This window comes from Novosphingobium sp. BW1, from assembly GCF_008107685.1.
GTDB lineage: Bacteria > Pseudomonadota > Alphaproteobacteria > Sphingomonadales > Sphingomonadaceae > Novosphingobium.
In genome coordinates, this window is the sequence record NZ_VIRF01000078.1 from 385,054 (window position 1) to 411,771 (window position 26,718).

Here is a 26,718-nt window from a genome sequence, read left to right on the forward strand (position 1 = left end):
CTAGTCGCGTTCCGCCGGATCGCCGATCCATATCGCGTGGGCATCGAGCCGCAACCGGGTCAGCGCGCGCATCGCCTCGACCCGTGCCTGAACTTCCTGGCGCAGGGCGTCGTGGACCTGCCGCTCGCCCAGAAGCTCAGCCGAGAGGTCGATCTCACCCGCCTTGTGGCCGATGCGCAGCTTCAGGAGCGCCGCCATCTGTGCCTGCAAGCCCTCGCGCGCACGCTGCCAGGCCGCGTGCCGGTAGCGCGCCTCGGTCATGTCCGCCTCGGCCATCTCGGTCACGACGAAGCGGGTTGCCATGGCTTCGGCGCGTGCCGCGCTGGCCTGCGCCTCGGCCTGATCGGCGAGCGCCCGGCGGTGCCCGCCGCCCAGAGGCATCTGGAAAAGGACGCCGGCGCCCTGCTCCTCGCCGCTGCGCTCGGAAAAGACGCGGAAGCCCAGCGACGGATCCGCCGTGCGCTCGGCCCGCGCGCGCGCCGCCGAAACGTCCGCGCCGCCCGCCGCGGCCTCAGCCGCCGCGATCTCGTGGCTGTGCTCGACAACTTTCTGGCCAAGCGCGGCGAGGCCCGCTTCGGGCAACACCGGCACGGGAACCAGAGGCGCCTCGCCATCCAAGGCAAGAGTTGGGAACCGGGCCCTCAGGCGCGTGCGGGCAAGCGCCGCGCGCCCTTCCGACTGCTGTAGGGTAAGCCGCGCCGCCCCCAGGCTCGCTTCGGCCTGATCGGCTTCGAGCTGGGCCGCATCGCGCAGTTCCACGCGCCGCGAGACGGCCTTGAGCAGCGTCTCGTAATTCCCCACCGCCTGCCGGTCGATGCGCACTTCCTCGGCCGCGCCCAACCAGTCCCACCAGCTGTCGTTGAGACGCGTCGCTGCCTGGTGGCGTGCATCCTCGGCCCGGTTCTTGGCCGCGACGATGCCGTAGCTGCCGATCTCCTTGTCGAGCCGCGCCTTGCCGGGAAGACGCAAGGGCCGCATGAGCTGCGCGTCGAACTCGTCATAGGTCCCCTCGCGGGTGATCGAGCGGTTCATGTAGCTGCCCTGGAAGGTCACCTCGTGGCTGCCGCGCGCCAACGCGCGAGCCTGGGCCTGCGCGGCTCCGGTGCGCGCCTGCGCGGCCTGGACTGACGGGTGTGCATCGAGCGCGGCCCGGACCTCCGCGAGGTCGGGCAGGCCCGGCTCCTGCGCATGGCCCGGTGGTGCGGCCAGGGTCAGGACCAGCGCAGCGGTGATGGAAAGACGCTTACGCATGGGCGTTCTCCTCCTCTTCGGCGCGGGTCTCGCCACGGTTCTCCCCGAAGCGTTCGTAGAGCATGGGCAGCAGGATCAGCGTCAGCAGCGTGGAGGAGACGAGCCCCCCGATGACAACGATGGCGAGCGGCTTCTGGATTTCCGAGCCAGGACCACTGGCAAAGAGCAACGGAACAAGGCCGAACGCCGCGATCGTCGCAGTCATCAGAACGGGGCGCAGCCGCCGCTCCGCGCCACGTCGGACAGCCTCGACGAGAGGCACACCCTCCTCACGCAGTTGCCGGAAATAGCTGACCATGACGAGCCCGTTCAGAACCGCGATCCCGAGCAGCGCGATGAAGCCGACCGAGGCAGGCACCGAGAGATACTCACCCGAGAGCGCGAGCGAGACCATGCCACCCACCACCGCGAAGGGAATCATCGCCAGGATCAGCAGCGAGGCGCGCAGCGAGTGGAGCGTCGCGTAGAGGACCACGAAGATCATCACCAGCGAGATCGGCAGCACCACCATCAACCGGGCCGAGGCGCGCTGCTGGTTCTCGAACTGGCCACCCCAGACGATGCGGTAGCCCTGCGGCAGCGCTACGTTCCGCGCGATATCGGCCTTGGCCTCCTCGACATAGCCGACAAGGTCGCGGCCCGAGACGAAGGCCTGGACAAGCGCGAAGCGCGAGCCGTTCTCGTGCTCCAGCTTCACCGGCCCCTCTACACGCGCGACGTGCGCGACATCGCTCGCACGCACGAGCTGACCACTGGGCGAACGATAAAGCGTATCGGCAAAGGTCTGCGCGGTAAGCCCCTCGCCTTCGCCGCGAATGACAATGGGAACACGGCGGATGCCCTGCGCGACCACACCCGCGTGCATGCCCTCGATCTGGGCGCGCATGGCGTCCTGCAGGTCGCTTACCGGCATGCCGACGCGGCCCGCCTCGACCCGATCGACGGCAAGCTGGAGGTAGTCGACGCTGTCGTTCGCGACCGTCATCGCCTCGCTGGTCCCACGAATGGCTTCGAGACGCCCCTGAATGGCGCCCGCAATGCGCGAGAGCTCGGCCAGGTCGGGCCCGAAGACCTTGATCACAAGATCCCCGCGCGAGCCTGTGAGCATCTCTGAGATGCGCATATCGATAGGCTGGGTGAAGCTGGGCTCCATCCCGGGCAGCGCGGCGAGCGCAGTGCGGATCTCGCCGATCAGCCATTCCTTGTCGGCCACGCGCCATTCCTCGCGCGGGGCAAGTTCCAGAAAGGTGTCGGTCTCGTTGGGGCTCATCGGGTCGAGGCCCAGTTCGTCCGAGCCCACGCGGGCAATCGCCGAGCGCACTTCGGGCACCGTGTCGAGGATCAAGCGCTGCGCCTTCAGGTCACCCTCGACACTGTGCTCCAGCGAAATCGAGGGCAGCTTGGTCAGCTGCACGATGACCGAACCTTCGTCCATCGTCGGCAGGAAGGTCTTGCCGGTCAGGCTATAGGCAAAGACGGTGACCACCAGCGAAAGCCCCGCGACCGCGTAGACAAGCCGCCGCCGCGCGAAGGCCCCGGCCAGCAATGCGTGGTAGCGCGGACTGAGCTGGCGCATCAGCCAGGGTTCATGCGCGTGCCCATGCCCCTCCACCTTCACCTTGAGGACGAAATAGGCGAGCACCGGCACCAGCGTCAGCGAGAGCACCAGCGCGGACAGCAGCGCGAGCACGATGGTCACCGCCACGGGCGCGAAAAGCTTGCCCTCCAGCCCCTGCAGCGTGAGGAGCGGCAGGAAGACCAGCGCGATGATCGCCATGCCCGAGGTGACCGGCTTGGCCACTTCAGCAGACGCGACGAGCACGTTGAAAAGCTTGCCATTCCTCGCATGCTTCGGGTCGGAAAGCCTCTCCACCACATTCTCGACCACGACGACCGCACCATCTACCAGCATGCCCACCGCGATCGCGATACCGCCAAGGCTCATAAGATTGGCGGTGAGGCCAATCGCGCGCATGAAGATGAAGGTGAGGAGCACCGCCATGGGCGACGCCAGCGCCACGATCAGCGAGGCGCGCACATCGCCCAGGAACAGAAGGAGCAGGACAACGACCAGGACAGTCGCCTCCAGGAGCGCCTTTTCCACCGTGCCCACGGCCCGTTCGATGAGGTCCGAACGGTCGTAGAAGACCGCCACCTTCATGCCCTCGGGCAAGCTCGGCTGAAGGTCTTCGAGGCGCGCCTTCACCCCATCGACGACCTGCGCCGCATCGGCCCCGCGAAGGCCGATGACGAGCCCTTCCACCGCCTCGCCCGTGCCGTTCTTGCTGACCGCGCCGTAGCGGGTCAGGCTGCCGGTCCGCACATCGGCGACATCGCTCACGCGCACCACACGCTGCCCGTCGCTGCGCACGACCACGGCGGCCAGATCGTCCAATGACTCCACCCGCGCGGTGGAGCGCACGATCAACGCCTCCTCGCCCGCATCGAGGCGGCCCGCGCCATCGTTGCGGTTGGACGCTTCGACGGCTTCGGCAAGGTCCGAAATGGTGAGCCCCGCCGCGGCCAGCGCGCTCATATCGGGGGCGACCTCGAAGGTCTCGACCCGGCCGCCCAGCGCGTTAACGTCGGCAACGCCGGGCACCGTGCGCAATGCAGGACGGATCACCCAGTCGAGCGTGCGGCGCTTCTCGGCGAGGCTCTGCGGCCCCTCCAGCGTGAACATGTACATGTCCGAGAGCGGCGTGGAGATCGGCGCCATGCCGCCCGAGACGTTCTCGGGCAGGTCGCCCATGATCCCGTTCAGCCGCTCGGCCACCTGCGTGCGCGCCCAGTAGATGTCCGCGCTATCGTCGAAATCGATGGTGATGTCGGCGATGGCGTACTTGGCGACCGAGCGCAGGTTAGCCTGGCTAGGGATGCCCAGCATCTCCATCTCGATAGGCGTGATGACCCGGCTTTCCACCTCCTCGGGCGTCATACCCGGCGCTTTCAAGATGATCTTCACCTGCGTGCTGGAGATGTCCGGGAAGGCATCGATGGGTAGACGCAGGAACGACCAGGTGCCGAGCCCGGCCAGCGCGAGCGCGAGCGCGAGCATGGCGAGGCGCCAGGCCAGCGCCCGTTCGACTAAGGTGCGCAACATGGCCTTACTGCTCCGCCAAAAGGGACTTGAGTTCGGCCACGCCATGCGTCGCCACCTGTTCTCCGGCCTTCAGGCCCTCGGCGACGACGGCACGCCCGCCGGCTTCGGCGACCAGTTGCACATCGCGGCGCACGAAGCGGCCCTTCTGCGCTACGAAAACGACGTCCGCCTCGCCGATCCGGGTGACTGCGGTCGCGGGGACGGAGACCCCCTCTCCTGCGCCGCCGGGATCGCGGATGACCGCCATTACCCCGCGCCCGGGCACGAGGCCTGCCGTGTCGTGCAGCCGCGCCTTGGCAAGGATCGAGCGTGTCTGCGGATCGAGCGACGCGCCAACCGAAACGATGCGCCCCGCGATCGGCGTAGCTTCCCTGCCACGCACAGTCACTTCGACGTCCATGCCGGGACGCACCTTGCCCGCCAGCCGCTCCGGCAACTGCAGATCGAGGGTCAACGCCGCCGTGTTCTCGATGACGAAGGGGGCTTCGTCACTGCCGACACCGCCGCCGGTTTCCACGCCGACATGGGCAACACGCCCGGCAATCGGCGCGCGCAGGGTGACAGTGCCATCCGCCCCTGCCCCGGCCAGCGCGAGGAGGCGCTGGTTTTCCGATACGGTCGCCTGTGACTGGCGCAGGCTCGCCCGCGCCTCGTCTGCGCGAGCTCCGGCCACGACGCCTTCCTTCGCGAGCGTTTCCAGCCGCTGCGCCCGCACCCGCTCGAGCGCGAGATCCGCGCGGGCCCGCTGCAAAGCTGCGCTGAACTGCACCGCATCGGCCGCGCGCACCACCGCAAGCGCAGACCCGCGCGCGACATTCTCGCCTTCGAGCACGAAGAGCTGCGCGACCGTGCCGGTGAACGGCGTCGTCACAGCAACCTTTGCCTGGGGTGGCAGCGTCACCTGCGCCGGGACCGTCCCCAGCGGCACACCCTCGGCGCGCACAGCCACCTCGGTGCGGATCCCCAGCGCCTCGACCTGCTTGGCGCTCAGGGCACCCGCAGGGCCATCCTGCGCTTCCTCACTGCTTTGCTCGACCCGAACGTCCAGGCGCAAGGCGAAATAGACACCGCCTGCAAGGGCAAGCGCGGCGGCGGCGAGGCCGGCAAGAGTGGTCCTGTTCATGGTGGCCTGAAATGCGCCTTCAACCTGACAGGACCCTGTCAGTTTTGCAGCGTATTGACAGGTTCACGAGGACAGGCCGATGAGGCCATAGCCCAGCCAAGGGAGAACAGCGGCCATGCGCGCACTTCTGGTGGAAGACGATGACCAACTGAGCGAGCGCCTGTCCGGGCGCCTGCGCTCGGCAGGCTTTGCCGTGGACGTCGCGCGCTCGCGCAGCGAGGGCGAGGACTGGCCGGACATGGACAAGATCGCGGTCATCATCCTCGACCTCGGCCTTCCCGACGGGTCGGGCATGGAGCTTCTTGACTACTGGCGCCGCCGCAAGGTTTCCTGCCCGATCCTGATCCTGACCGCGCGCGGCAGCTGGCAGGACAAGGTCGCAGGGCTCAACGCGGGCGCGGACGACTTCGTAGTCAAGCCAGTGCGCTTCGAGGAACTGCTCGCCCGCCTCCACGCACTACTGCGACGCGAGAACGGCGCGCGCGAAAACTGGCTGGAGGACAACGGCATCCGTATCGATCCGGTCGCCCGCGTGGTGGAGTGCGACGGGGAACCGCTGACTCTCAGCAAACAGGAATTCCGGCTTCTCAGCCTGTTCGTGCGCCGCTCGGGGCAAATCCTCTCGCAGGCCAATATCGGCGAACACCTCTACGATCTGTCCAGTCATTACGACCTCAACTCGGTCGAAGTCCTGGTCTCACGCCTGCGCCGCAAGATCGGCAAGAGCCGCATTCACACCGTGCGCGGGCTTGGCTACAGGTTCGGTGCATGAGCCATTCCACCGCCTGCACCACCCCGCACACCCCGAGGCGCGGGCGCTGGAACTGGCGCTCGCTGAGGGTTCGTCTGCTCCTCGCCTCGCTGGCCTGGATCGCGCTTGGCATCGCCGGGATCTGGTATTCGGCAACCCGCCTTTTCGCCAAGCACGTCGAGCAGAACTACCACGACGAACTCCAGGTCCACATCCGGGAGCTGGGCCGCCTCGTGCGGATCGGACCGGACGGCACGATCCGGCTCGACCGTCCGCTGTCCGATCCGCGCTTCGCGGTGCCCGATGGTGGCTTCTACTGGCAGGTCAGCATCAATGGCTATCCGCCGCTGCGCTCGGCCTCGCTCACCCACGGCGAGCTCGACATCTCCATTGCGCATGACAGTTCGATCCATCACCACGTCGAGAGCGGCCCCACAGGTCCTACCATCACCTACGGATTCGTGCGCAAGGCTGAGGGGCTGGGCGATGTCCATTACGTGATCGCCACCGATGAGCGCATCCTCGACAACATCATCGCCCGTTTCGACCACGAACTGCGGCTGTGGCTGGGGCTGCTGGCCGCGCTGCTGGGCACGACCGGCGTAATGTATGTCGCATTCGGCCTGCGTCCGCTCGACCGGCTGGGCGCGGCCAGCGCGCGGCTGCGCGAGGGCACGGCCGCGCGGCTGGAAGGGACCTACCCAACCGAGATCGCCCCGCTCGTCTCGGATCTCAACGTCTTCATCGAACACAGCCAGGGTGCGGTCGAGCGTGCGCGGCTGGAGGCGGGTAATCTCGCGCACTCGCTGCGTACCCCGCTTGCGGTGATGACCGACGAGGCCGAACGCCTCAGCCACGATCCGGCGACGCAGGCGGCAGGCGCAACGCTGCTGGAGCAGAGCCGGATCATGGTCCAGCAGATCGAGTATCAACTCGCCCGCGCCCGCGCGATGGCAAGCGCGCGGCGTCCCGGAACGGTAAGCCGCATTGCCAAGGTCCTCCCCCCCCTCGTCAGCGCGATGCAGCGCCTCCATCGTGACACCGCTTTCTCTGTCGCCATGTCCGAGCAGACCAACCTCGCGCTCCCGGTTGACCCGGTGGACCTCTCCGAACTGCTCGCGATACTCCTCGACAACGCGGGAAAGTGGGCTGCACGCAAGGTCTTTGTCGCCGTTGAGCAGCGTGGCACGGCGAGGGGAAGCCTGCTTGTAGTGCGCATTCTCGACGATGGTCCGGGGCTCACGCGTGAACAGATCGCACAGGCCTTCGAAATCGGTTCGCGCTTCGATCCGGCCATGGCTGGCTCAGGGCTCGGCCTTGCCATCGCGCGCGACATTGCCGGGGCCTATGGCCTGAAACTTGCTCTTGCCGCGCGCGGCGACGCTCCGCGCGGCCTCGAAGCGCGCGTGGAAATTCCCGTGCCTGACGAAACCGACTGACGCAGGCCTGCCGGTCCGGGTGCGGGACGTAGTGCGTCTTGTCGCGCATCGCCCCGCCCCATTGACCCTTCGCGCACGCGCAATAGAGGAGCCACCCTGCACTGCAGCGCTCCCTGTCGCGGCCCGCGCCCCACAGCCCTTATGGAACAGTAATCCTTGCCCACGCGCCTGAAATCGACCCGACGAATGCCCGAAACGGCATCCCCGCGAGGGTCTGCAGTCAACTACTTATTCGCACGCGCACAAGACCGCACGGGCAAATTCTCGCCAGCTTCCCCGGCAAGCGGCCAAACCACAAAACCAGCGGCCGCCACCACGGGACTGCCATTAGATTCATGGTTTGGGGAGCTTTCATGTTGACGAAGATGCATTTTGCCAGGGCCTTGGCCTGCAGTGTTTCACTTATGGCCTTCAAGGCCGGGACCGCGCAGGCCGACGAGGCCGCGCCGGCACCAGCGCCTGCCCCCGCCCCGGCTCCGGCCGCCACGGGCCTCAACGACATTATCGTGACCGCTGAGCGCCGCGAGGTCAGCCTCCAGGACGCTCCGCTCTCGGTCTCGGCGATCAGCGCCGAGGACCTGAAGGCCGCCAACATCACCGACATTACCGGCCTCAACGGCTCGGTCCCGGGCCTGGTCGTCGCGCGTTCAGGCGGCGGTGAGCGCATCATCTCGATCCGCGGCATCGGCTCGGAGACGCCCGAGAACACCAACACCCAACCCGGCGTATCCTACCACATCGACGGCGTCTACATCTTCAACTCTATCGCCGCCTCGGCCGCCTTCATCGACGTTGCCCAGGTCGAAGTGCTGCGCGGGCCCCAGGGTACGCTGTTCGGCCAGGGCTCGACCGGCGGTACGATCAACGTCGTCTCGGTCGAGCCGACGATGGACGCGGTCACCGGCTATGCCAACGGCGGCTTCGGCAACTACGCCTACAAGGAAGCGAGCGCAGCGCTCAACGTGCCGCTCACCGACACGCTGGCCGTGCGCGGTGCCTTCCAGATGACCAAGCACGATGGCTATGCCAAGGCCACCGAGGTCCCCGGCACCGACAGCTACGACCTGGACGATCAGGACGAATACGGCTGGCGTCTTGGCGCAAAGTGGGCGCCCTCGGCCAACTTCTCGATCACCCTCAACGCCATCAACTTCCACTCCGACACCAATGGCCCGGCACAGAAGAACATCCTCGACCCCGAAGACGATCCGCGCATCCTGACTCAGGACTACCCGGCCCGCTCGCTGGTCGAGACCGAGCTCTACACCGGCACGATCCGCTACGAGGCGCCGTTCGCCACGTTCAAGTCGATCACCGGCTACCAGAAGCTGCATTCGATCCAGGCCTGGGACGCCGATGGCCTCGATGCCGCCACCTTTTCGGCCGTGACCTACAACCCGGACAGCTGGACCTACTCCAACTACGACCACGTGCCCCTGTGGCAGTCGGACACGGAAAGCTGGAGCCAGGAATTCAACATCACCTCAAATGGCTCGGGGCCGCTGAACTGGGTTGCGGGCGGCGTCTACCTGCATTCCGACAACGAGCAGTACATCAACGAGTACCGCGCGGCCGACGACAACATCATCCAGCCCGCCCTGCCCCTGACCACGCCCTGGGACGACCCGTTGGTGGGCAACCTGGCCTATGCGGAACTTTCCTCGATCGAGCGTGACCTCTGGGCGGTCTACGCCCAGGCGACTTACGACCTGACCGAGAAGCTCGCGCTTACCGCAGGCGTTCGCTTCAATCACGACAAGGCGCAAGGCATGTCGGACAGCGTATCGGGCGGCTCTTCCAGCCAGTCCTCGGGGGCCTATCTTCAGCCCGCTTACACAGGCTCCCGCAAGACCAAGGCCTGGACCGGCAAGGTCGCGCTCGACTACCAGATCACGCCCGAAAACATGGTCTACGCCAGCTGGACGCGCGGCTTCAAGCCGGGCGGCATCAACTCGGCCGCCTCGGCGGGCAGCGGCGGACTGGCGCTGGGCCTCATGAACTCGGTGCAGCCCACCTACACCAAGGAGACCGTCGACAGCTTCGAGATCGGCACCAAGAACCGCTTCGCGAACGACACGCTCCAGCTGAACGCATCAGGCTTCCTCTATCTCTACAAGAACATGCAGTTCCTCGAGGAAGACCCCGTACTCTATGGTGAAGGCATCTCCAACGCCCCCAAGGCCCGCGTCTACGGCATCGAGCTCGAAGCCCAGTGGGCGCCGACCGAACACTTTCGCGTCGATGCCTCGGGCTCGTGGCTGGAAGGCGAGTTCACCGAGGACTACCTCGCGCTCGATCCGGCGGCGGCGGCGGCGGCGCAAAACGCGGCGGGCTATGGAGACTGGCTGTTCTGGAACAACTATTACGCCGCCTCAGTCGTGCGCGATGGTGCGCGCGCCAACATCAACGGCAACCGCATTCCCAAGCTGCCGCGCTGGCAGGGCACGCTGGCTGCGACCTACACCAACAAGGTCGGCCCGGGTAACCTGACCGCCCGCGCCCAGGCGATCTACCGCGGCAAGTACCAGTACCGCGTGTTCAACGACGCCGACGTCGACCTCGCCTCGTCCTACACCCAGGTGAACACCATGGTGAAGTACGAACCCGAGGACACGAACTTCTCGATGATGTTCCGCGTCATCAACCTGTTCGACACGAACGGCGTGAACTCGCGCTTCTCCGATCCCTACGGCAGCGCGCAGGTGATGGAGACCTACATTCCCCCGCGCCAGTTCATCCTGTCCTTCGGCTACACCTTCTGAGCCAAACCGCCAGCAATGGCCGGTCTGCGGGCGCGGGGAGCAAGACTCCTCGTGCCCGTTCCCTTTTGTGCGCAAGTGCGACATAAGACGCTGCAGCGCATCATGGGGCTGGAAAAGCGCCTTCGCGCGTCGTCGCACCGCCATGCCGCTGTCGCACACAAGGACACCAGAGCTGAAACCGCTGCCGGATCAAGTGTTGAGGCGCACACCATCAAGAGTGCAGCCCGCCAGTTCGGGAACATGCTGCCACACGAATCCCGGCCACGAAGCCGGGACGCAGCTGTAAGCAGGAGATACGATGCCCCGCAACGCACAGGTCATGATTGCCGCCTCGCTGGCGTTCTTCTTCGTGACGGCCACGACCTTCACCTCGCTGGGCTATGTCCTCTACATCATGGTCGACCAGCTTGACTGGTCGGCCGCGGCTGCGGGTTTCAGCTTTGCCCTGCTCGGCCTCGCCTGCGGGCTCGCCAGCCCGCTGCCACCCTACCTGATGAAGACCATCGGAACGCGCCTGACGATGGTCCTGGGCGCACTCGTTCTGGCAGGCGGCTTCGGGATGGCCTCTGTCATCAACGACCTCAATTTCTTCTTCGTCGCGACCTCGCTGATGGGGGCTGGCTTCACGCTGCTGGCGCCATCGCCTGCGGTGTATCTCCTCGCCAACTGGTTTCCGCGAACCTCCAGCCGGATGATCGGGTTCTACTTCATGGTGGGCTCCTCGGGCGGTATCGCAGGGCCCCTCATCGTCAGCGCCATTGCCGGGGCCACCGGCGACTGGCGCCTGCACTGGATGGTCATGGCCGTAGCCGCCGCCGTCCTTGGCCTCATCTGCTTTGTCTGCATCCGCGACACCCAGGCCACCGCCACCACAACCGAAACGCAGGAAAACACCGAGGCCAGCGGCACAATTGCGGACAGTGGATACACCGTGCGTCAGGCCCTCTTCACCCGCACTTTCCTAATCCTCGCGGTAATTCTCACCGTCGTGCAGACGGTCGTCACCGCGACCCACTCGCTGCTTGTCGCGCACATTGCCAACCTGGGCCATGGCGCGGCACCGGGTGCCATCGCGATGAGCCTCCTTGCCTTTGCAGGCACCGGCACGAAGGGCGTGACCGGCGCCATCTGCGAGCGGGTCTCACCGCGCCTGATCCTGATCGGCGGCCTCGTCCTCCAAGCGCTCGCCATGGCGCTCCTGTCCTATGCGCCGGGTGTTGCGATCGCCATTGCCGCGGCCATCGTGTTCGGCGCGGGTTGGGGCATGGCCTGGCTCTCTGGCCACATCCTGCTGCTGCGCTACTTCGGCGCACGGCTCGCAGGCACGATGACGGCAATGGTGACGACCGCCTCCACCCTCGCCGTCTTCGGCCCCATCGGCGCGGGCCGCGTCGCCGATATCACTGGCACCTATGCCCCCGCCATCGTGGTCTTCTCCGGGCTCCTGCTCGCCGCCGCGATCATCGCGCTGCTCTTCCTCAAGGCCCCACGCCCGCTGGGCACCGCGCAGAGTGAAGACACCCCGGACGCGCCCACACTCAAGCTGGAACCCGCCGAATAAGGCCCGCCCTCGGCGCGTAGCGGCATCCAGGATCACAGATGCCAAGAAAGAGGGCGCGCTGGGCAAAGCCTGCGCGCCCTAGCCTTTCTAGTCTCCTTGGTATCGGCCCGGCGCCCTTGTGCGCCAGATGAGAGCCGCATCAAACCACAACGACGGGAACAGGCACGCATGACACTCCTCACCGACCAGTTCTTCGATAGCCTCGCCAGCTCGAAGCTGGATACGCTGGAGGCCGAGACGCTGCCGCGCGAATGCTACGCAAGCGAGGAATTCCACGACTTCGAGATGGAAGCCGTCTTCGCCCACGAATGGCTCTGCGTCGGACGCGCGGAATGGCTGGAGGAGCAGGGCGACTTCTTCACCGTCAGCCGCACCGATGAGCCCATGATCGTGTGCAAGACCCGCGACGGCGCGATCAAGGCGCTCTCCTCGGTCTGTCAGCATCGGGCCATGCTGGTCGCCGAAGGCCATGGCAACACCCGCGCCTTCGTGTGCCCCTACCACCACTGGACCTATGACCTCGACGGCACGCTGGTCGGCGCGCCCGCGATGAGCCGGACCTGCAACTTCGACAAGAAGGCCGCCTCGCTGCCCGAGATCCGCATGGAAATCTGGCACGGCTTCATCTTCGTTAACCTCGATCCCGAAGCCGAGCCCCTCACCCCGCGTCTGGCCGCGCTGGAGGATGTCGTTGCGAACTACGACTTCGCCTCGCTGCGTGGCCCCCGCCCGGAGGAGCCCACCGTGTTCCCCTGGAACTGGAAGGTCATGCTGGAAAACAACAACGACGGCTACCACGCCAGCCGCCTGCACGCAGGGCCTCTGCACGACTTCATCCCGAGCGGCCTTGCCACCTTTCCGGAGGTCCCCGCCGACAGCGCGGGCTACTATCGCCTGAACGGCACGCTCCACAAGAACGCCGGGTTCAACGCGACGCAGAAGTCGATCTTCCCGGTCTTCCCCAAGCTGACCGAGGAGGAACAGAACCGCTTGCTCTTCGTGAACCTGCCGCCCAGCCTCAGCCTGGTCGTTCTGAACGACAGCGTCATCTACCTCATCATGGACCCCAAGTCCGCGAACTCGCACGCGCTCACCATCGGAACGCTGATGGCGCCCGAGGCGATGGAGGATCCGCTCTACGACCTCAAGGTCAAGATGACCGACGAAGCTGTGGAGCGCATCGTCGCGCAGGACTTCCACGTCGACGAGCTCGTCCAGCAGGGCCTGCGATCACGCCATGCACCGCGCGGCCGCTATTCCTGGCAGGAAGGCGCCCAGCGCCTCCTCAACGTCTGGCTGGTCGATCGCTACTGGGCCGAATGGGACCGCCGCCGCGGCCCTTCTGCGCCCGTCACCCGGCTTCGTGCCGGTTCGTCCGGCTGAACCTGATCCTTCACTGGATACCCTCCCAACTTTGCGGCGTCCGGCCTGTCCGGGCGCCGTTTTCTTTACAGGTAAGGGCATGCTCCGGTCGCTGCCGATCAAGCTTTCGTGCGTACCCGCTCCAGCCTTGGTACGCGACCTCTGGCTACCCACGAGGCCACGACATGCCAGCCAAGGGGAGCATACCGGCACATGACCAACAGCCTCATCTTCTTCGACATTCCCAGCGACGATCCCGATGCGGCGGGCAAGTTCTACGCCGAGGTCTTCGGGTGGGAAGACGACCCGCGTCTGGGCGGCGCGTACCACCGCATGGTCCCGGGCGGTTTCTTCGCCAACAAGGACGGTTCGGACAGCGAGATCGGGCACCTGCACATGGGCATCGGCAAAGTCTCCAACATGCGCCCCCATCCCGATCCCGAGGGCATCGAGCCGCGCACAATGAACAGCGGTGGCCGCGGCGCCCGCATCTGGATCCTGATCGACGACAAAGACACGCCCGAGCGCATCCTCGCCACCGCCGAGAAACTGGGCGCCACGGTTCTGTGGCGCAACCACTACTGGGCCGAGTTCAATGGCCTCAACCACTGTTTCGTGGATCCCTGGGGCAACCACATCATGCTCTGGGGCAAGGCCGGCAACCCGCCCCAGGTGCCCGAGAACTATACCCGCGAATAAGCGGGACGCAGGAGGACCTGCCTTCCGGCCCGAAAGCCGCGCGACAAGTTCTTGTGCGCCGCGATCCAAGACCGGAAGGCAGCCCGCGCCATAGCGTTCGAGCGCGCCCCCATACCCACGAAAAAGGGGCTGACAGGTCCAAGGAGAGCCAAGAGCAATGAGCCGACTTCCCATCGTCTTCTTCGGGCACGGCAGCCCGATGGTCGCGCTGGAAAAGAGCGACGTGACCCGCCAGTGGAAGGCCATGGGCGAGCGCATCGGCAAGCCGCGCGCGATCCTGTGCATCTCGGCGCACTGGCAGACGCGCGGCACAGCCGTCACCGCCATGGCCCAGCCGCGCACCATCCATGACTTCGGCGCCTTTCCGCAGGCGCTCTTCGACGTGCAGTACCCCGCGCCCGGCGATCCCGAACTTGCCGAACGCGTGCGCGAACTGCTCGCCCCCATGGATGTGAAGATGGACGCAAACTGGGGGCTCGACCACGGTACCTGGACGGTACTCGTCCACGCCTATCCCGAAGCCGACGTGCCGGTGATCCAGCTTTCGATGGACCTTGCCAAGAGCCCGCAGCAGCACTGGGAGGTCGGCCGCGCGCTGCGCCCCTTGCGCGACGAGGGCGTGCTCATCATGGCGACGGGCAACATCGTCCACAATCTGCCCGCGATGGACTGGGCCAATCCGCTGGCCGAGCCCTACCCCTGGGCCACGCTCTTTAACGACACGATGTGCCAAGCCGTAGAAAACGATGATCCGCAGGTCGTGATCGACTACCAGCAGCTGGGCGATGCGGCGCGCTATTCGGTGCCCTCCTCGGACCACTTCCTGCCGCTGCTCTATTTCCTGGGTGCGCGGCATGAAGGGGAAAGTGCCATCTTCGCGCCCCACTTCATCCAGCACAAATCGCTTTCCATGACGAGCGTGCTGATCGGCGCGGACTGATCCTGCCCGCCGCATCCTGCACCTCGCATATTCTCCCTATCCACGCCCACAGGAGTTTCGATGGCCCTCATCAACGCCAAGTCCCAAGCCGCGCGCGCCACCGCGATGCCCGGCGCCCTACACCATCTCAAGGCCACGCCCGAGACCGTGCACTGGGGCTATTTCTCGCCTGACATCAAGCCGGTGCTGCACGTGAAGAGCGGCGACCTTATCCACGGCGAGGCCATCACTCACCACGCAGGAGACGATCCCGAGCTGATGTTCGATGAGAACATCAAGCGCATCTTCACCGAGATCGATCCCACCACCCGCGCGCCCGGTTGCCACATCATGACCGGCCCGATCTATATCGAGGACGCGGAACCGGGCGACATGCTGGAAGTACGCTATTTCGAGATGAAGCCGCGCCATAACTACGGCTCGAATCTCCAGGCCAACTGGGGCCACCTCTACAAGGAGTTCGACGAGACCGAGCGCGTGACGATCTACAAGCTTGATCCCAATGCGATGACGGCCTCCGCGCTCTACGCCTACGATGTCGAGGGCGTCTACACGACGCCCGGCCGCATCACGCATTGCCCGACCTGCGACCGCTCCGAGGCGCTGCCCGGCATCACCATCCCGGCCCGACCGCATTTGGGCACTGCGGGCGTCGCGCCCGCCGTCAACGAACCCGTCAGCACGATCCCGCCCGGCCTTCACGGCGGCAACATCGACAACTGGCGCATCGGCGCGGGCGCGAAAATGTACTACCCCGTGCAGGTCAAGGGCGGCCTCTTCTCGATAGGCGACCCCCACGTCAGCCAGGGCGACGGCGAGATCAGCGGCACGGCGATCGAAAGCTCGCTCGACGTCCTGTTCCAGATCATCCTGCGCAAGGACTTCGCGTTCCCCTCGCCGCTGCTCGAGACACCCGACTACTGGATCGTCCATGGCTTCGGGGAGGATCTGGATGCGGCCATGAAGGGCGCCTCGCTCGACATGATGCACCTCTTGACCGAGCATCAGGGCCTCTCGCGCCACGACAGCTACTCGCTGATGAGCGTCGCCTCCGACTTCGGCGTGACGCAGGTTGTCGATGGCACGCAAGGCATCCACTGCCGCATCGAACGCCGCATCTTCCCCGAGAAGGGCACGTTCACCGATCCTGAATAAGATCCACTTGCGGGCGACCGCAAGGCGAGGCCGGACCGGAAAACCTCCTCTTTCCCGTCCGGCCTCGCGCCCGTCCACCGACCGCGTTAGAGATACGGGCAAGGCCCCGACGGAGATTGACGATGAGCTATGAAACGATTGACGTGCGGCCGGTGACCAAGCGGATTGGCGCGGAAATCTTCGGGGTCGACCTGACGAAGCCACTCGGCAACCAGACCTATGCCGAGATCCGCGACGCGCTGCTCAAGCATCAGGTCGTGTTCTTTCGCGAGCAGGAGATCGACCACGAGGCGCACCTCGCCTTCGGCCAGGCCTTCGGGAAGTTTCACACGCATTCGGCGGTCAAGGGCCTGCCCGACCACCCGCATATCGTGCAGATCCACGCCGATGCCGACAGCAAGTACATCGCGGGCGACAACTGGCACTCCGACCTTTCGTGCGATCCCGAACCGCCGATGGGCTCGATCCTCTACATGCACACGATGCCCGAGGACGGCGGCGACACGCTGTTCTCCAGCATGACCGCGGCCTACGAGGCGCTGTCCGAGCCAATGAAGCGCTTCCTTGAACCGCTGACCGCGGTTCACGATGCGAACCCTGTCTACAAGGCGATCTTCCCGGACATCGACAAGCAGTACGAGTGCAACACGCACCCGGTCATTCGCACCCACCCGGAAACGGGACGCAAGCTATTGTTCGTAAACTCCTCCTACACCACGAAGATCAACGAGCTGTCCAAGACCGAAAGCGATGCCGTTCTCAAGTGCCTCTACGAGCACGTGAAGGACCCCAATTTTCAGGTTCGCTTCCGCTGGCGCCCGCACTCCATCGCCTTCTGGGACAACCGCTGCACCCAGCACTTCGCAGTATGGGACTACTTCCCTGAGACGCGCTCGGGCTTCCGCGTGACCATCGCGGGCGATCGCCCATTTTGAGTTATGCCCTGCTGGCGCTGGAAGCCTGTGCATTGACCATGCTGCCCGCCGCAATCGAGGCGAAAGCCGCTCACGACGGTCGCCACCCTCCAGCTGGTCGAGAAGGCCCGGCACCTCGTCATCGGATACCGGCCGAGCCCGAGCGGTCATGTCGCCATCGACGCCGTCGCAACCTCGGAATACCGCAATCCCTTGCGCCTGCGCGATGGCAGCGGCGCCCTGGCCGGAAGGTTCGATAACTAACGCCACGTCGCCGAAATGCTGGCGCACACGGGCGTGTGGCAGGGCAAACGCGTGGTCTCCAAGGCAAGCGAAAACCTCATGTTTTTACTCCAACTGCGCACCAAAGGCGGCGACCATCTGGACAGGCCATGCAGCCTTGGCCTTGCAACCGGCGATGCCGAAACCGAGGCACGCGGTGGACTTCCGATCAGTGCAGGCAGTTGGTCGGGATCGGCCAACCCCAACTTCTTCGCCGATCCTTTCCATGATATCGTCGCGATACTGATGACCAACGAACTGACGCCGTGCGCCTTCGAGGCGCGTACCTGGCGGCTGCGCGAAGCGATCAACCGTGCCACACTGGCGGTTGCCGAGCGCTAGCTTGATCGCGTCCAACGCCAACGCGAATGGTTTGCGCGAGCGCAACGACGCCCGGCTGGAAAACCACTAGACGCCCTTGATGCACAGCCTCGCCACGACAGGTTCACGATGAGCACGAACGCCCACGCCTCTCCCGAGACACCTTCCCTCTCGCCGCTGCGCCTGCGCCTCATCATGGCGCTGGTCACCGGCGCCCTGTTCATGGAGATCCTCGACGCCTCCATCATCATCACCGCGCTCCCGCGCATGGCTCGTGATTTCGGGACGAGCGCGGTGGGGCTCAACATTGGCGTCACGGCCTATATCCTGACCCTCGGCATCCTCATTCCAGCCAGCGGCTGGGTGGCCGAACGCTTCGGGGCGCGGCGTATATTCGCCATCGCCATCGCTCTCTTCACCCTCGCATCGGCGCTATGCGGACAGGCGTCCAGCCTGACCGAGTTCGTCGCCCTGCGCATATTCCAGGGGGCTGCGGGCGCGATGATGGTGCCGGTCGGCCAGGTCATCGTCCTTACCTGCACGCCGCGCGAAAAGCTGATGGTGGCGATGTCGAACCTCATCTGGCCCGCGCTTATCGCGCCGGTGGTCGGACCGCCACTCGGTGGTTTCATCACCGAACACCTGGGCTGGAACTGGATATTCTATCTCAACGTACCGCTCGGCCTCTTTGGCCTTTTCGGCGCCTGGATACTGGTGCCCGAAAGCGCCCGCCCGGAAGGAAGCCGCCGTTTCGACTGGGCCGGATTTGCGATCACCGCACTCGGCACCTTCGGCTTGCTGGCCGGGCTAGAACTCATGGGCGCAACCGGGAATCCGGCCGCACTCGCCCTCGTCGCGCTGGGCCTGGCCCTCCTGCTCCTCGCGCTCAGGCATATGGCCCGCGTGCCCACGCCCATGGTCCGGCTCGACAATTTCGCGATCCCGACCTTCCGCGCCACCATCCGAGGCGGCTCGCTCTCGCGCGTCGGGGTCGCCGCCGCCCCTTTCCTCCTGCCGCTGCTGTTGCAGGTTGGCCTGGGCTACAGCCCGTCCGAAGCGGGTCTGATCCTGATCGCGCTCTTTGCGGGCAACCTTGCCATGAAATCGATGACGACGCCGGTCCTGCGCACCTTCGGCTATCGCCGCGTGCTGATCGGCTCCTCGCTCGCGAGCTTTGCCGGGATCGCCGGCGGTGCGCTGCTTGCGCCGGGGACCCCGGTCACGCTGATCTGCGCCTTTCTGTTTTTCTCAGGCATGACCCGCTCGATGCACTTCACGACGCTGGGAACGATGGCCTTTTCGGACATTCCCAAGCCGCAGATGAGCGATGCGACGAGCCTGTTCAACACCTCGATCCAGCTGATGATGGCCTGCGGCATCGCGCTCTCCGCCCTCGCGGTAAATCTGGGGGAAACGCTGGGCTCCGGTGCACCGGACGTACCCTACCGCCTCGCCTTCCTGCCACTCAGCCTGCTGTGCCTCGCCACGCTGATCGAAGCCCGTCGCCTGCCGCGCGATGCGGGCGACAGCTTCGTTGGCCGCAAGTCGCAGGCCTGAGCTTGCCTTAACGCTTCGCCCAGGTACGACGCGCACGCCGCACGCACCAACTCCACACCGGAACAGGCGAGCCTGCCAGAAGCAGCACGATCAGAAACTCGAGCGGACGGCGAAACAGCGCATCGAACCCGGCGAAGCCTACGATGGCAAAGATCGCAAAGAGAATGACGAACGTGAAGACAAGGGCGAGGAGAACAAACGCCCCGGCAGCAAGTTTGGAAGGCATGGGCGCCCGCTAGCACAGGGCCGTGAGACCTGCGAGCGGGCGAATTGTCCTCCTAGCAGGACGGACTTGTCCGAGAGCCATCGCCCTCGGGCTCCCGACATTGTCTACCTCGCATTGCACGCGCGATCCTGGCCGAGCAAGGCAATGTCACCCATTTTCGGGGTCCAGGGGCGATGCCCCCTTGAATAATCTCTTCCTGCTCAACTCGTGAAGAGCGCCTTTCGGATCACCGCGTGCACGCCATAGTTTCCGTTCACGACCTGGCTCACTCCAAAATCGACGCCCACCGAGAGCAGTGAAATCGCCTCGTCCTCGGACAGCTGCTTGGCCGTCATCAGGAAGCGGCGGGCCTTGCGAAAGGCATCGCGCATGGCCTCGTCGAGCGAGGACTTCTTGTAAACCTCGCTCTGCGCGTCAGCGCCCAGTTCCTTAAGGTAATCCGGATGCGAGAAGCCCATGATGACCCACTCGGTCTCGGTCTCGATAAGCGGGTAATCGACATCGCGCAGCTGCTCCATGACGCCTTGCGCCTTGTGGTGCACGACCTGGATCAGCGCGGTCATCGAACACTCGATGGCCGTGCCGCACAGCTCGCTGTCACCTTGCGAGGCATGCGGATCGCCCAGGGAAAGAAGCCCGCCCTCGACCTGAACGGGCAGGAACACCCGCGCGCCGGGTCCCGTCCGCCAGTTGTCGAGATTGCCGCCAAAGCTGGACGGCGGCACGGAATCGACAAGACCATTGTGGTTGGGCGCGACCGCGATCACGCCGAAGTGCGGCCGGATCGGGATCTCGACATTGCGCAGCACGTCGAAGTTCTTTTCGATCGTCGCCGGATCGACCGGCACGCCTGGATAATCGTAGCGCGGGTGCACGACACCGGCCGGGTCGGTCTGCTCGGTCCAGCGGTAAGAGTAGACCGCGTGAGCCGTGGGCGGTCGCATGCCGCCTGCCTCCACCTCGTAGATGGTGATGACCTCGCGCTGCTTAGGCTCGGTCAAAAGGTCGTGGTAGTGGAAGCCCCAGTAGGTCGCCGCGTTCGAGCCGAAGGACTTGCCCGCAAAGCGCGGATTTCCGCTGGGCCGGGGCTTCAAATCGAGAATGCGCACTTCGATGAGATCGCCCGGCATCGCCCCCTCGATGGCGATGGGCCCCGTGCAGATATGGACGCCGAAACCCTCGCCAGGGCCACGCCCGAGCGCCGAGGCGTCCATCGGCCCGGCGCCGCGCCGGTTGACCGACTTGCCGTGTGCGTCCCAGTAAAACACGCTCTCCGCACCGCCATCCCCTTCGACCATGCGCTCGGCATCGTCGTTGGCGTGGTGGGTCAGAGTCTCGATCGTCACGAAGTCGCCCGAGCGGATGGATAGCACGGGTTTCAGGTCTTTGCTGAGAAAGCCCCAGTGGACCGTTTCGGGCGAAGCGGGAAGGTGGTGGTGGCGCACCTGCTCGCCCTCAGGATGGGGGCTATAGGGCCCACCGACCTTTGGCTCGCCTTGCGCTGCCTCCGCAGTGTCGGGGGGTTCCGCATCAATGGCATCTTCGCTCTCGGCAGCATCGTTCTCGGCCCTGGCGGCAAGTGCCTCGCCGCGTGCGGGTTTGCCCCGGCGCAAGAGTTCGACCGCCTCGTTTTCCTGCGGTTGGCCCTTGCGGTACTCACGCGGCGAGATGCCGTACTGCTCGCGAAAGGCCCGGCTGAACGAGGCGGAATCGTTGAAGCCCCATTCGAACAGGATGTCCGAGATAGACTTCTGGACGTGCAGCGGGCTGCGCAGGTCGAGACGGCAGCGCTCCAGCCTGCGCACCTTCACGTAGTGGCCGAAACTGTCGTTGATCGACTCAAAAAGCTTCTGGAGGTAACGCGGCGAGATGCCATGCTCGGCCGCGACCTGCTGATAGTTGAGATCAGGATCGGACAGGCGGATCTCGATGGTCTGGAATATCCGCTCCAGAAGTGCAGCGCGCATACCTGCAGCGCCGCCCAGCGCCTTGGGCGGGGCGTTCTCGAGCAGGCTGGTGACGAGGAACTCGGGAAAAGCCAGTTCCACCGGCCGGGCCTGGTCGGTGGTAATCTCGTTAATGGTGTCAGCCAGCGAGCGCAGCATACCGGCAAATACGCGCGCGGTACCGGTGTCGGTCGCGATCTGGCGCGGCGCGGCACCGACCGGGGTCTTGAGCCGAGCGGTCAGCTCGCTGTGGGGCACCTGCACGATGAGCGTGCGGTTGTCGCCTGCAAAGGAGAGCTGCACCGGCACATCGCCCTGCCCGCAGATCAGTTCGCCATCGCAGAGCCGCAACTCCTGCTTGGAATCGCGCATCGTCGCGCTGCCATCAAGCAGCAGCGCCACCCAGTAGGTCTGGGGCTGATCGCGAAAATCGATGGTCCAGGTCTGCTGTGTCCCGGTCACACGAATGAAGCTGATGCCCGTGCTCGACTTGAACTGGATCAGCTCACCATAAAGCGTCGCCTCGTCGGCCTCGTCGGCCTCGTCGAGCGTCAGCGAGAGGCGTTTCAAGGCAAAGCGCCAGGCATCGCGGCGCTGCTCCTTGGGATAGACATTTGTCGTTATGCGCAAGGAATTTCCACCCGTTTTCCTGCTATTGGCACGGGGGCGGCCGAAGCCTTCGCTCCGCCCTCATCCGCCACCGCGCCCGCATGGCTAGCGCGCGCTTCCCATTGCGGCAAGTACTCAGGTCAAAGCCCTGAGTTCAGGCCTCGAACGGGGTCTCGGTGCTGCCATAGACGCTAGTTGGACCATCGTCGACCGACGCCTTGCCACGACCGCAAACAGCGAGCATGGTGAGCGCGTAGACAAGCGCGCTTGAGGCCATGTCGTCAGGGGTCGGGCGCCAACGCGGCATCCCCGTCGTCACGGCGGGAATACGGTGCATGTTGAAGACGTTATGGTCACGCCACATGCTCGAATAGACCGGATGGGCCAATTCCAGCGGCGCGCCACGCGCCAGCCGGGTCGCCGCATCGACCGCGCCGGAAAGGGCCGCGACCTCGCGCTCGGCGGCCTCGAAACCGTGGCGCACGACGACCGGCTCAACATCGAAACTCTCGACATCGACGCTGCGCATGGCCGCCGTGATCCCGTGCATGGCCTCGGCCGCCTTCTGGCGCGGATTGAGGCCAACTTCGATGTAGAGCGCACAGATCTCGGTGCCCGCGCCGAAGTCGGTGGGCATCCCACCCCGCACCGAAGCGATCTGCACCTTGGGCGCGACCTCGCCGCTCGCGGTGCGCATGATCGAGTTCGCCTCCCACGTCAGGCCCCAGGCGTGGAGCGCCTCGATCACCGGGCCGAGGCGGTAGATCGGGTTGGGGTGGGCCGTGGCCAGACGCGGCGCTTCCAGGATCGGCGTAAACATGCCCTGCCCGTAGATCCGCACCCGAAAGACCGCATAGCCCGAGCCCTGCCAGGTGAGGCCGAAGTCGGTGCCTTCCGCCGCGATGGCGTAATCGGGCGCGACGCCGCCGTGGTGGAACAGGTAGTGGGCGCCGATGTCCTTGCCCATGTAGTCAATGCCTGCGAACTCCTCGATGGGTTCTGGGCCGATCTCGCCCGGGCACGCGGTCAGCCAGGTCTTTCCGGCAAGCCCGATGCCCGCCTTCTTCAGCGCCTTCGCCGCGATCAAAAAGCAGGACATGGGACCACGGTCATTGGAGATGGGAAAGCCGCGCAGGCGTCCCTCCTCATCGAGCCAGCACTTCGTCCACTCAGGGTCGGCCATCGTGCTCTCGCGGAAGCGGAAGCGGTCCTGCTCGGCGATACCGCTCGGGCTCTCGGTGTCGAGGTGGGCGGTGAAGAGCAGGTTCGCGCCCGGCGCTGTGCCGCCGTATTCACCGATCACGTTGGGACGCTCGGGCACGGCGCCGACCTTGCGCGGTTTGAAGCCTTCGTGCCCCAACCAGTCGTGGACGAACTCGGCTGCTGCCAGTTCCTCGCGGGAGCGGCTGGGGATGTTGCCCAGCTCCAGCGCCAGGGCGACCAGTTCGTCGGTGTCGATCGCGGCGGCGATCGCCTCGCGCTCCTCCTCGCTCACCGCATAAGGGGCAGCGGCAGGATCGGCGAAGGTAGGGGCGGAGGCAGGAATGTCGGCCACGGAAGATCCTTGTCTTGTCAAGTTTCGCCGGAAAGGCAGGCGTCAGTGGGATGGCACGGGCATGGCGTCCGGGGAAGTGCCCTGCGCCTCGCCATAGCGCGGTAGGAGCAGGAGCAGCAACGCACCGCCCGCAAGCGCCGCCCCCACGCCCAGAAGGGCCGGGCGGTAGGAATAGACGTTGTCGAAGACGAGATCGAGTAGGATCGGTGTGATCCCCTGTGCGGCGATCACGGCCGAGTACATGGCCCCGATGATCGAGCCGAAGTGGCGTACTCCGAAGTAGCGCGCGATGAAATAAGGAAGCGCACCGTATTGCGCCCCCATGCCCACGCCCAGCAGCAATCCGGCGAAGAGCAGCACCGGGGTGCCCACCCCGAATTCCAAGAGCGCCAGCCCGCCGATGGCAAGGCCGTACATCGGCACCGCGACACGCGGGGTCTGGATCTTGTCCATGATCCGCCCGGTCACGACCTGCCAGCCCGAGGTCGTCAGCGCAAAGACGCTGACCACCGCAGTACCCGTCGCAACAGAAACGCCCCGGTCCCCCAGGATCGGCACGACGTGGCTGAAGATCGCGGTGGTCCCGCCGGCCCCGGCCGCAACGGCCAGGAGAACCAGCCAAAATGCGGGAAGCCTGGCGGCCTCGGCCAGCGTCAGGCCTTCGCGCGCAGCCTCCTCCTGCGCAGCGCTCGCGCTTGCAGCCCGGTCGCGCAGGAAGAGCACAAGGATCGGGAAGGCCAGCAGCAAGACGAAGGCGGCGATCCCCAGATACCCCGCACGCCAGCCCCAGGCGCCTACGAGAATGGCGGCCAGCACCGGCATGATGACCGATCCGATCCCGCAGCCCCCGCCCGCACTGATACCCAGCGCCGTGCCCCGATTGCTCTCGAACCAGTCAGCAACGACCTTCTGGTAAATCGGTGTCCCAGCCATCGCGCTGAAGATCGAGAGCACGGCGAAGGTCGCGTAAAACTGCAGAAGGCTGCCGCTCGTCAGCGCCAGAGCGGCAATGGAGAGAGCCAGCCCGACCACGCCGGTCAGCAAGGTGCGGCGCGCGCCGTGTGCGTCGACATGCCGTCCGATGATCGGGTAACTGACCGCGCCCACGACCGCGAGAATGCCGAGCACGCCCGAAATGCTCGCGCGCGACCATTCGAAGTTCTCGGACAAAGGCACCAGGAACAGCCCGAAGACGGCGTGAACCGCAGGCGTTACGCTGACCGCATTGCCCAGCGTACAGGCGAACAGGACAGGCGTGCGTCCCGCTACAGCGGAGGGATCTCGCGGGGTCATCGGCAAGCACCTTTCCTGGAAATGTTTCGGGAGACCGGCCGGGTGTGCAGCTGTGCGAGGCCCGGCCCACCGCGCATCAGGCCAGCGCCTCGTGAACGGCCGCGCTCGTAGTCAGAAGACCGATGTTCTGCGCCAGCACGTCGAGCGTACTGGCGTGCAGATGCTCTTCGTAAGCCACGCAGGCATCGCTCACGAGGAACACATTGTAGCCCCTGTGAAAGGCCGTGCGCGCGGTACTATCGACGCAGCACTCGGTGGTCATCCCGCTCATCAGAAGCGTGTCGATGCCGCGTGCGCGCAGCTGCGCATCAAGATCAGTTCCATGGAAGCTGTCGAAGAGCAGCTTCTCGATCTCGATGTCCCCCTCTTGCGGCGCCACGCGGTAATAGTCCGCCCCGCCACCCTCGGCCCGGCAAATCGCCTCCCCACCCGGCATGCCGCGCCGAACCATCAGGGTCTTGAGCGCATCGCTGTCGGTTTCCGGCCGCGTCACCACGCGCATGAAGGCGATCGTGCCGCCAGCGCGGCGCATGTCCGCGATCAAATCCTCGATCCTCTCAATGGCCGTCTCGATCGGCGCGAAGTCATTGCAGAACGTGCCCGCAACACCTTCGGACGAGGCAAAATCGACCTGGATATCGACAACGACGAGCGCCGTCTTCACAGGGTCGATCATGCCGGCAAGATCAGGGCCCGCAACGTGGGGCAGATCGGTCGTATCAGGCATTCGAGCCGACCGCGATCTTGCCCGGAAAGCGCTCACGCAGGACAGGTAGGACTTCCTTGCCGAACTTGGGGATCCCTGTGACGTAGTCGTCGAAGATCAGCATCATACCATCGGTTCCGGCGACCTCGAACAGCTGGATCAGTTCGGCCGCGACCGTCTCCGAGGAGCCCGCGATGTGCGCCGACATGAAGCTGGAACGCGCCTTTCGGGTGAAGTCGTTCTCCTTCCCGATCTCGTTGTCTAGGAAACCGTAGGCGCGCATCATGCCTTCCAGCGCGCCTTCGTCGAAACCATCGGCGTAGTGCTTCGCCTTGGCCTGTGCCTCCTCGTCGGTTTCGCCCAGCACGATGGTCATCATCGAATAGGTACGCACGAAGCGCCCGATGCTGGCTGCGTCCTCTTTGGCGTCCTTGCTGGCCTGCGCCAGCTGGTCGGCATCGCCGCCCGAGAGGAAGATCGCGTCCATCTCCTCCGAAGTGAAGCGCATGCCCTTTTGGGACGAGCCCGCGCACACGAGGAACGGGCGCTTCTGGGGCTTGGGCCAGGACTGGCAGTCCTCAAGCTGGACATAGGTGCCATCCATCGTGACCGAATCCTCGGCCCACAGACGCTTGATCGCAGTGACCCATTCCTTGGCGAGATCGTAGCGCGCGTCGTGGTCCACGCCTTCGGGCCAGGCCCCCATCTGCGAGAACTCGCCCTTGTAGGAGCCGGTAACGACGTTGAGCCCGGCGCGTCCGCCCGAAATCTGGTCGAGCGTCGCGATCATCTTGGCAACGACGCCCGGGTTCTGGAGAAGCGTATGGACCGTGCCCCAGGTCTTCACCCGGCTGGTCGCTTCGGCAAGACCGGCAATAGTCATCACCGAATCGAGCGAACTGTCCCAGTGGTGCGTCTCGCCGCCGTAGCCGCGGTACTTGGCCATTGCCATGATGAAGTCGAACCCGGCCTCCTCGGCCAGCAGACCGCATTGCCGGCAGTAATCGTAGGAGCCGTCGATCTCGGGCTTGTTCTTCGAGATGATCCACCCGCCGTTGGCGATCGGCAGGAAAATCCCGAGATCCTTGCCACCCGTATCGGAAGGCACTCCGAATTGGGTCGGTTGCAGTTCAGCCATCACTTTGTCCCATCGTCTCTCTCGT

The 26,718-nt window shown here is 65.5% G+C and carries 20 protein-coding genes; 11 read left to right on the forward strand and 9 right to left on the reverse strand.

What is annotated here, in order from left to right; genetic code table 11:
• Genes FMM79_RS14080 through FMM79_RS14090 form a run of 3 tightly spaced genes read right to left on the reverse strand, consistent with a single transcriptional unit; the run spans position 1 to position 5,477 of the window.
• Complete coding sequence (locus FMM79_RS14080; RefSeq protein WP_148628056.1) at positions 1-1,251, reverse strand: TolC family protein; 1,251 nt, start codon at positions 1,249-1,251, stop codon at positions 1-3.
• Complete coding sequence (locus FMM79_RS14085; protein WP_148628057.1) at positions 1,244-4,354, reverse strand: efflux RND transporter permease subunit; 3,111 nt, start codon at positions 4,352-4,354, stop codon at positions 1,244-1,246. Before FMM79_RS14085 ends, FMM79_RS14080 begins: the two co-directional genes overlap by 8 nt.
• Positions 4,355-4,358: 4 nt before the next feature.
• Positions 4,359-5,477, reverse strand: a complete 1,119-nt coding sequence (locus FMM79_RS14090; protein ID WP_148628058.1) for an efflux RND transporter periplasmic adaptor subunit — start codon at positions 5,475-5,477, stop codon at positions 4,359-4,361.
• A 115-nt stretch (positions 5,478-5,592) separates the two neighbouring features.
• On the opposite strand from FMM79_RS14090, the gene FMM79_RS14095 reads away from it, so the two are divergent.
• The 11 genes from FMM79_RS14095 (at position 5,593) to FMM79_RS14145 (ending at position 19,220) form a co-directional block, all read left to right on the forward strand.
• Positions 5,593-6,249: a response regulator transcription factor gene (locus FMM79_RS14095; protein WP_148628059.1), complete on the forward strand. Its 657-nt coding sequence runs from the start codon at positions 5,593-5,595 to the stop codon at positions 6,247-6,249.
• Entirely contained in the window at positions 6,246-7,667 is a 1,422-nt protein-coding gene (locus tag FMM79_RS14100) for a sensor histidine kinase (RefSeq protein WP_148628060.1), read from the forward strand. Before FMM79_RS14095 ends, FMM79_RS14100 begins: the two co-directional genes overlap by 4 nt.
• Positions 7,668-8,020: 353 nt before the next feature.
• Positions 8,021-10,429 carry a TonB-dependent receptor gene (locus tag FMM79_RS14105; RefSeq protein WP_148628061.1) on the forward strand — a complete coding sequence of 803 codons (2,409 nt, stop codon included), beginning with the start codon at positions 8,021-8,023 and terminating at the stop codon, positions 10,427-10,429.
• 298 nt (positions 10,430-10,727) lie between these two features.
• The gene (locus tag FMM79_RS14110; protein ID WP_240339189.1) at positions 10,728-11,990 is read left to right on the forward strand and encodes a CynX/NimT family MFS transporter; all 1,263 of its coding nucleotides are present in this window, start codon (positions 10,728-10,730) and stop codon (positions 11,988-11,990) included.
• Positions 11,991-12,158: 168 nt separating this feature from the next.
• On the forward strand, positions 12,159-13,373 hold the full coding sequence (locus FMM79_RS14115) for an aromatic ring-hydroxylating dioxygenase subunit alpha (RefSeq protein ID WP_148628062.1): 1,215 nt from the start codon (positions 12,159-12,161) through the stop codon (positions 13,371-13,373).
• A gap of 192 nt (positions 13,374-13,565) precedes the next feature.
• Positions 13,566-14,051, forward strand: coding sequence for a VOC family protein (locus tag FMM79_RS14120; protein ID WP_148628063.1), 486 nt, complete (start codon positions 13,566-13,568; stop codon positions 14,049-14,051).
• Between the two features lie 157 nt (positions 14,052-14,208).
• Positions 14,209-14,991, forward strand: coding sequence for a 4,5-DOPA dioxygenase extradiol (ygiD, locus tag FMM79_RS14125; RefSeq protein WP_148628064.1), 783 nt, complete (start codon positions 14,209-14,211; stop codon positions 14,989-14,991).
• 60 nt (positions 14,992-15,051) lie between these two features.
• On the forward strand, positions 15,052-16,146 hold the full coding sequence (locus FMM79_RS14130; protein WP_148628065.1) for an acetamidase/formamidase family protein: 1,095 nt from the start codon (positions 15,052-15,054) through the stop codon (positions 16,144-16,146).
• A 122-nt stretch (positions 16,147-16,268) separates the two neighbouring features.
• Entirely contained in the window at positions 16,269-17,081 is an 813-nt protein-coding gene (locus FMM79_RS14135) for a TauD/TfdA family dioxygenase (protein WP_148628066.1), read from the forward strand.
• Positions 17,082-17,339: 258 nt separating this feature from the next.
• A complete protein-coding gene (locus FMM79_RS14140; protein WP_148628067.1) occupies positions 17,340-17,684 on the forward strand; it encodes a hypothetical protein in 345 nt (114 codons plus the stop codon).
• 108 nt (positions 17,685-17,792) lie between these two features.
• Positions 17,793-19,220, forward strand: coding sequence for an MFS transporter (locus tag FMM79_RS14145; RefSeq protein ID WP_205466668.1), 1,428 nt, complete (start codon positions 17,793-17,795; stop codon positions 19,218-19,220).
• A gap of 7 nt (positions 19,221-19,227) precedes the next feature.
• On the opposite strand, the gene FMM79_RS14150 is transcribed toward FMM79_RS14145, so the two are convergent.
• From FMM79_RS14150 to FMM79_RS14175, 6 genes are all read right to left on the reverse strand, one after another.
• On the reverse strand, positions 19,228-19,446 hold the full coding sequence (locus FMM79_RS14150) for a hypothetical protein (protein WP_148628068.1): 219 nt from the start codon (positions 19,444-19,446) through the stop codon (positions 19,228-19,230).
• Between the two features lie 200 nt (positions 19,447-19,646).
• On the reverse strand, positions 19,647-22,022 hold the full coding sequence (locus tag FMM79_RS14155) for an acetamidase/formamidase family protein (RefSeq protein WP_148628069.1): 2,376 nt from the start codon (positions 22,020-22,022) through the stop codon (positions 19,647-19,649).
• Positions 22,023-22,155: 133 nt separating this feature from the next.
• Positions 22,156-23,556, reverse strand: a complete 1,401-nt coding sequence (locus tag FMM79_RS14160) for a peptidase M20 (protein ID WP_240339190.1) — start codon at positions 23,554-23,556, stop codon at positions 22,156-22,158.
• 42 nt (positions 23,557-23,598) lie between these two features.
• Positions 23,599-24,849 carry a nitrate/nitrite transporter gene (locus FMM79_RS14165; RefSeq protein WP_148628070.1) on the reverse strand — a complete coding sequence of 417 codons (1,251 nt, stop codon included), beginning with the start codon at positions 24,847-24,849 and terminating at the stop codon, positions 23,599-23,601.
• Between the two features lie 76 nt (positions 24,850-24,925).
• Positions 24,926-25,576 (reverse strand): cysteine hydrolase family protein, encoded by a 651-nt coding sequence (locus tag FMM79_RS14170; protein WP_148628071.1) that lies wholly within the window; start codon positions 25,574-25,576, stop codon positions 24,926-24,928.
• A complete protein-coding gene (locus tag FMM79_RS14175; protein ID WP_148628072.1) occupies positions 25,569-26,693 on the reverse strand; it encodes an LLM class flavin-dependent oxidoreductase in 1,125 nt (374 codons plus the stop codon). The genes FMM79_RS14170 and FMM79_RS14175 overlap by 8 nt, the downstream gene beginning before the upstream one ends.
• Positions 26,694-26,718 lie beyond the last annotated feature (25 nt).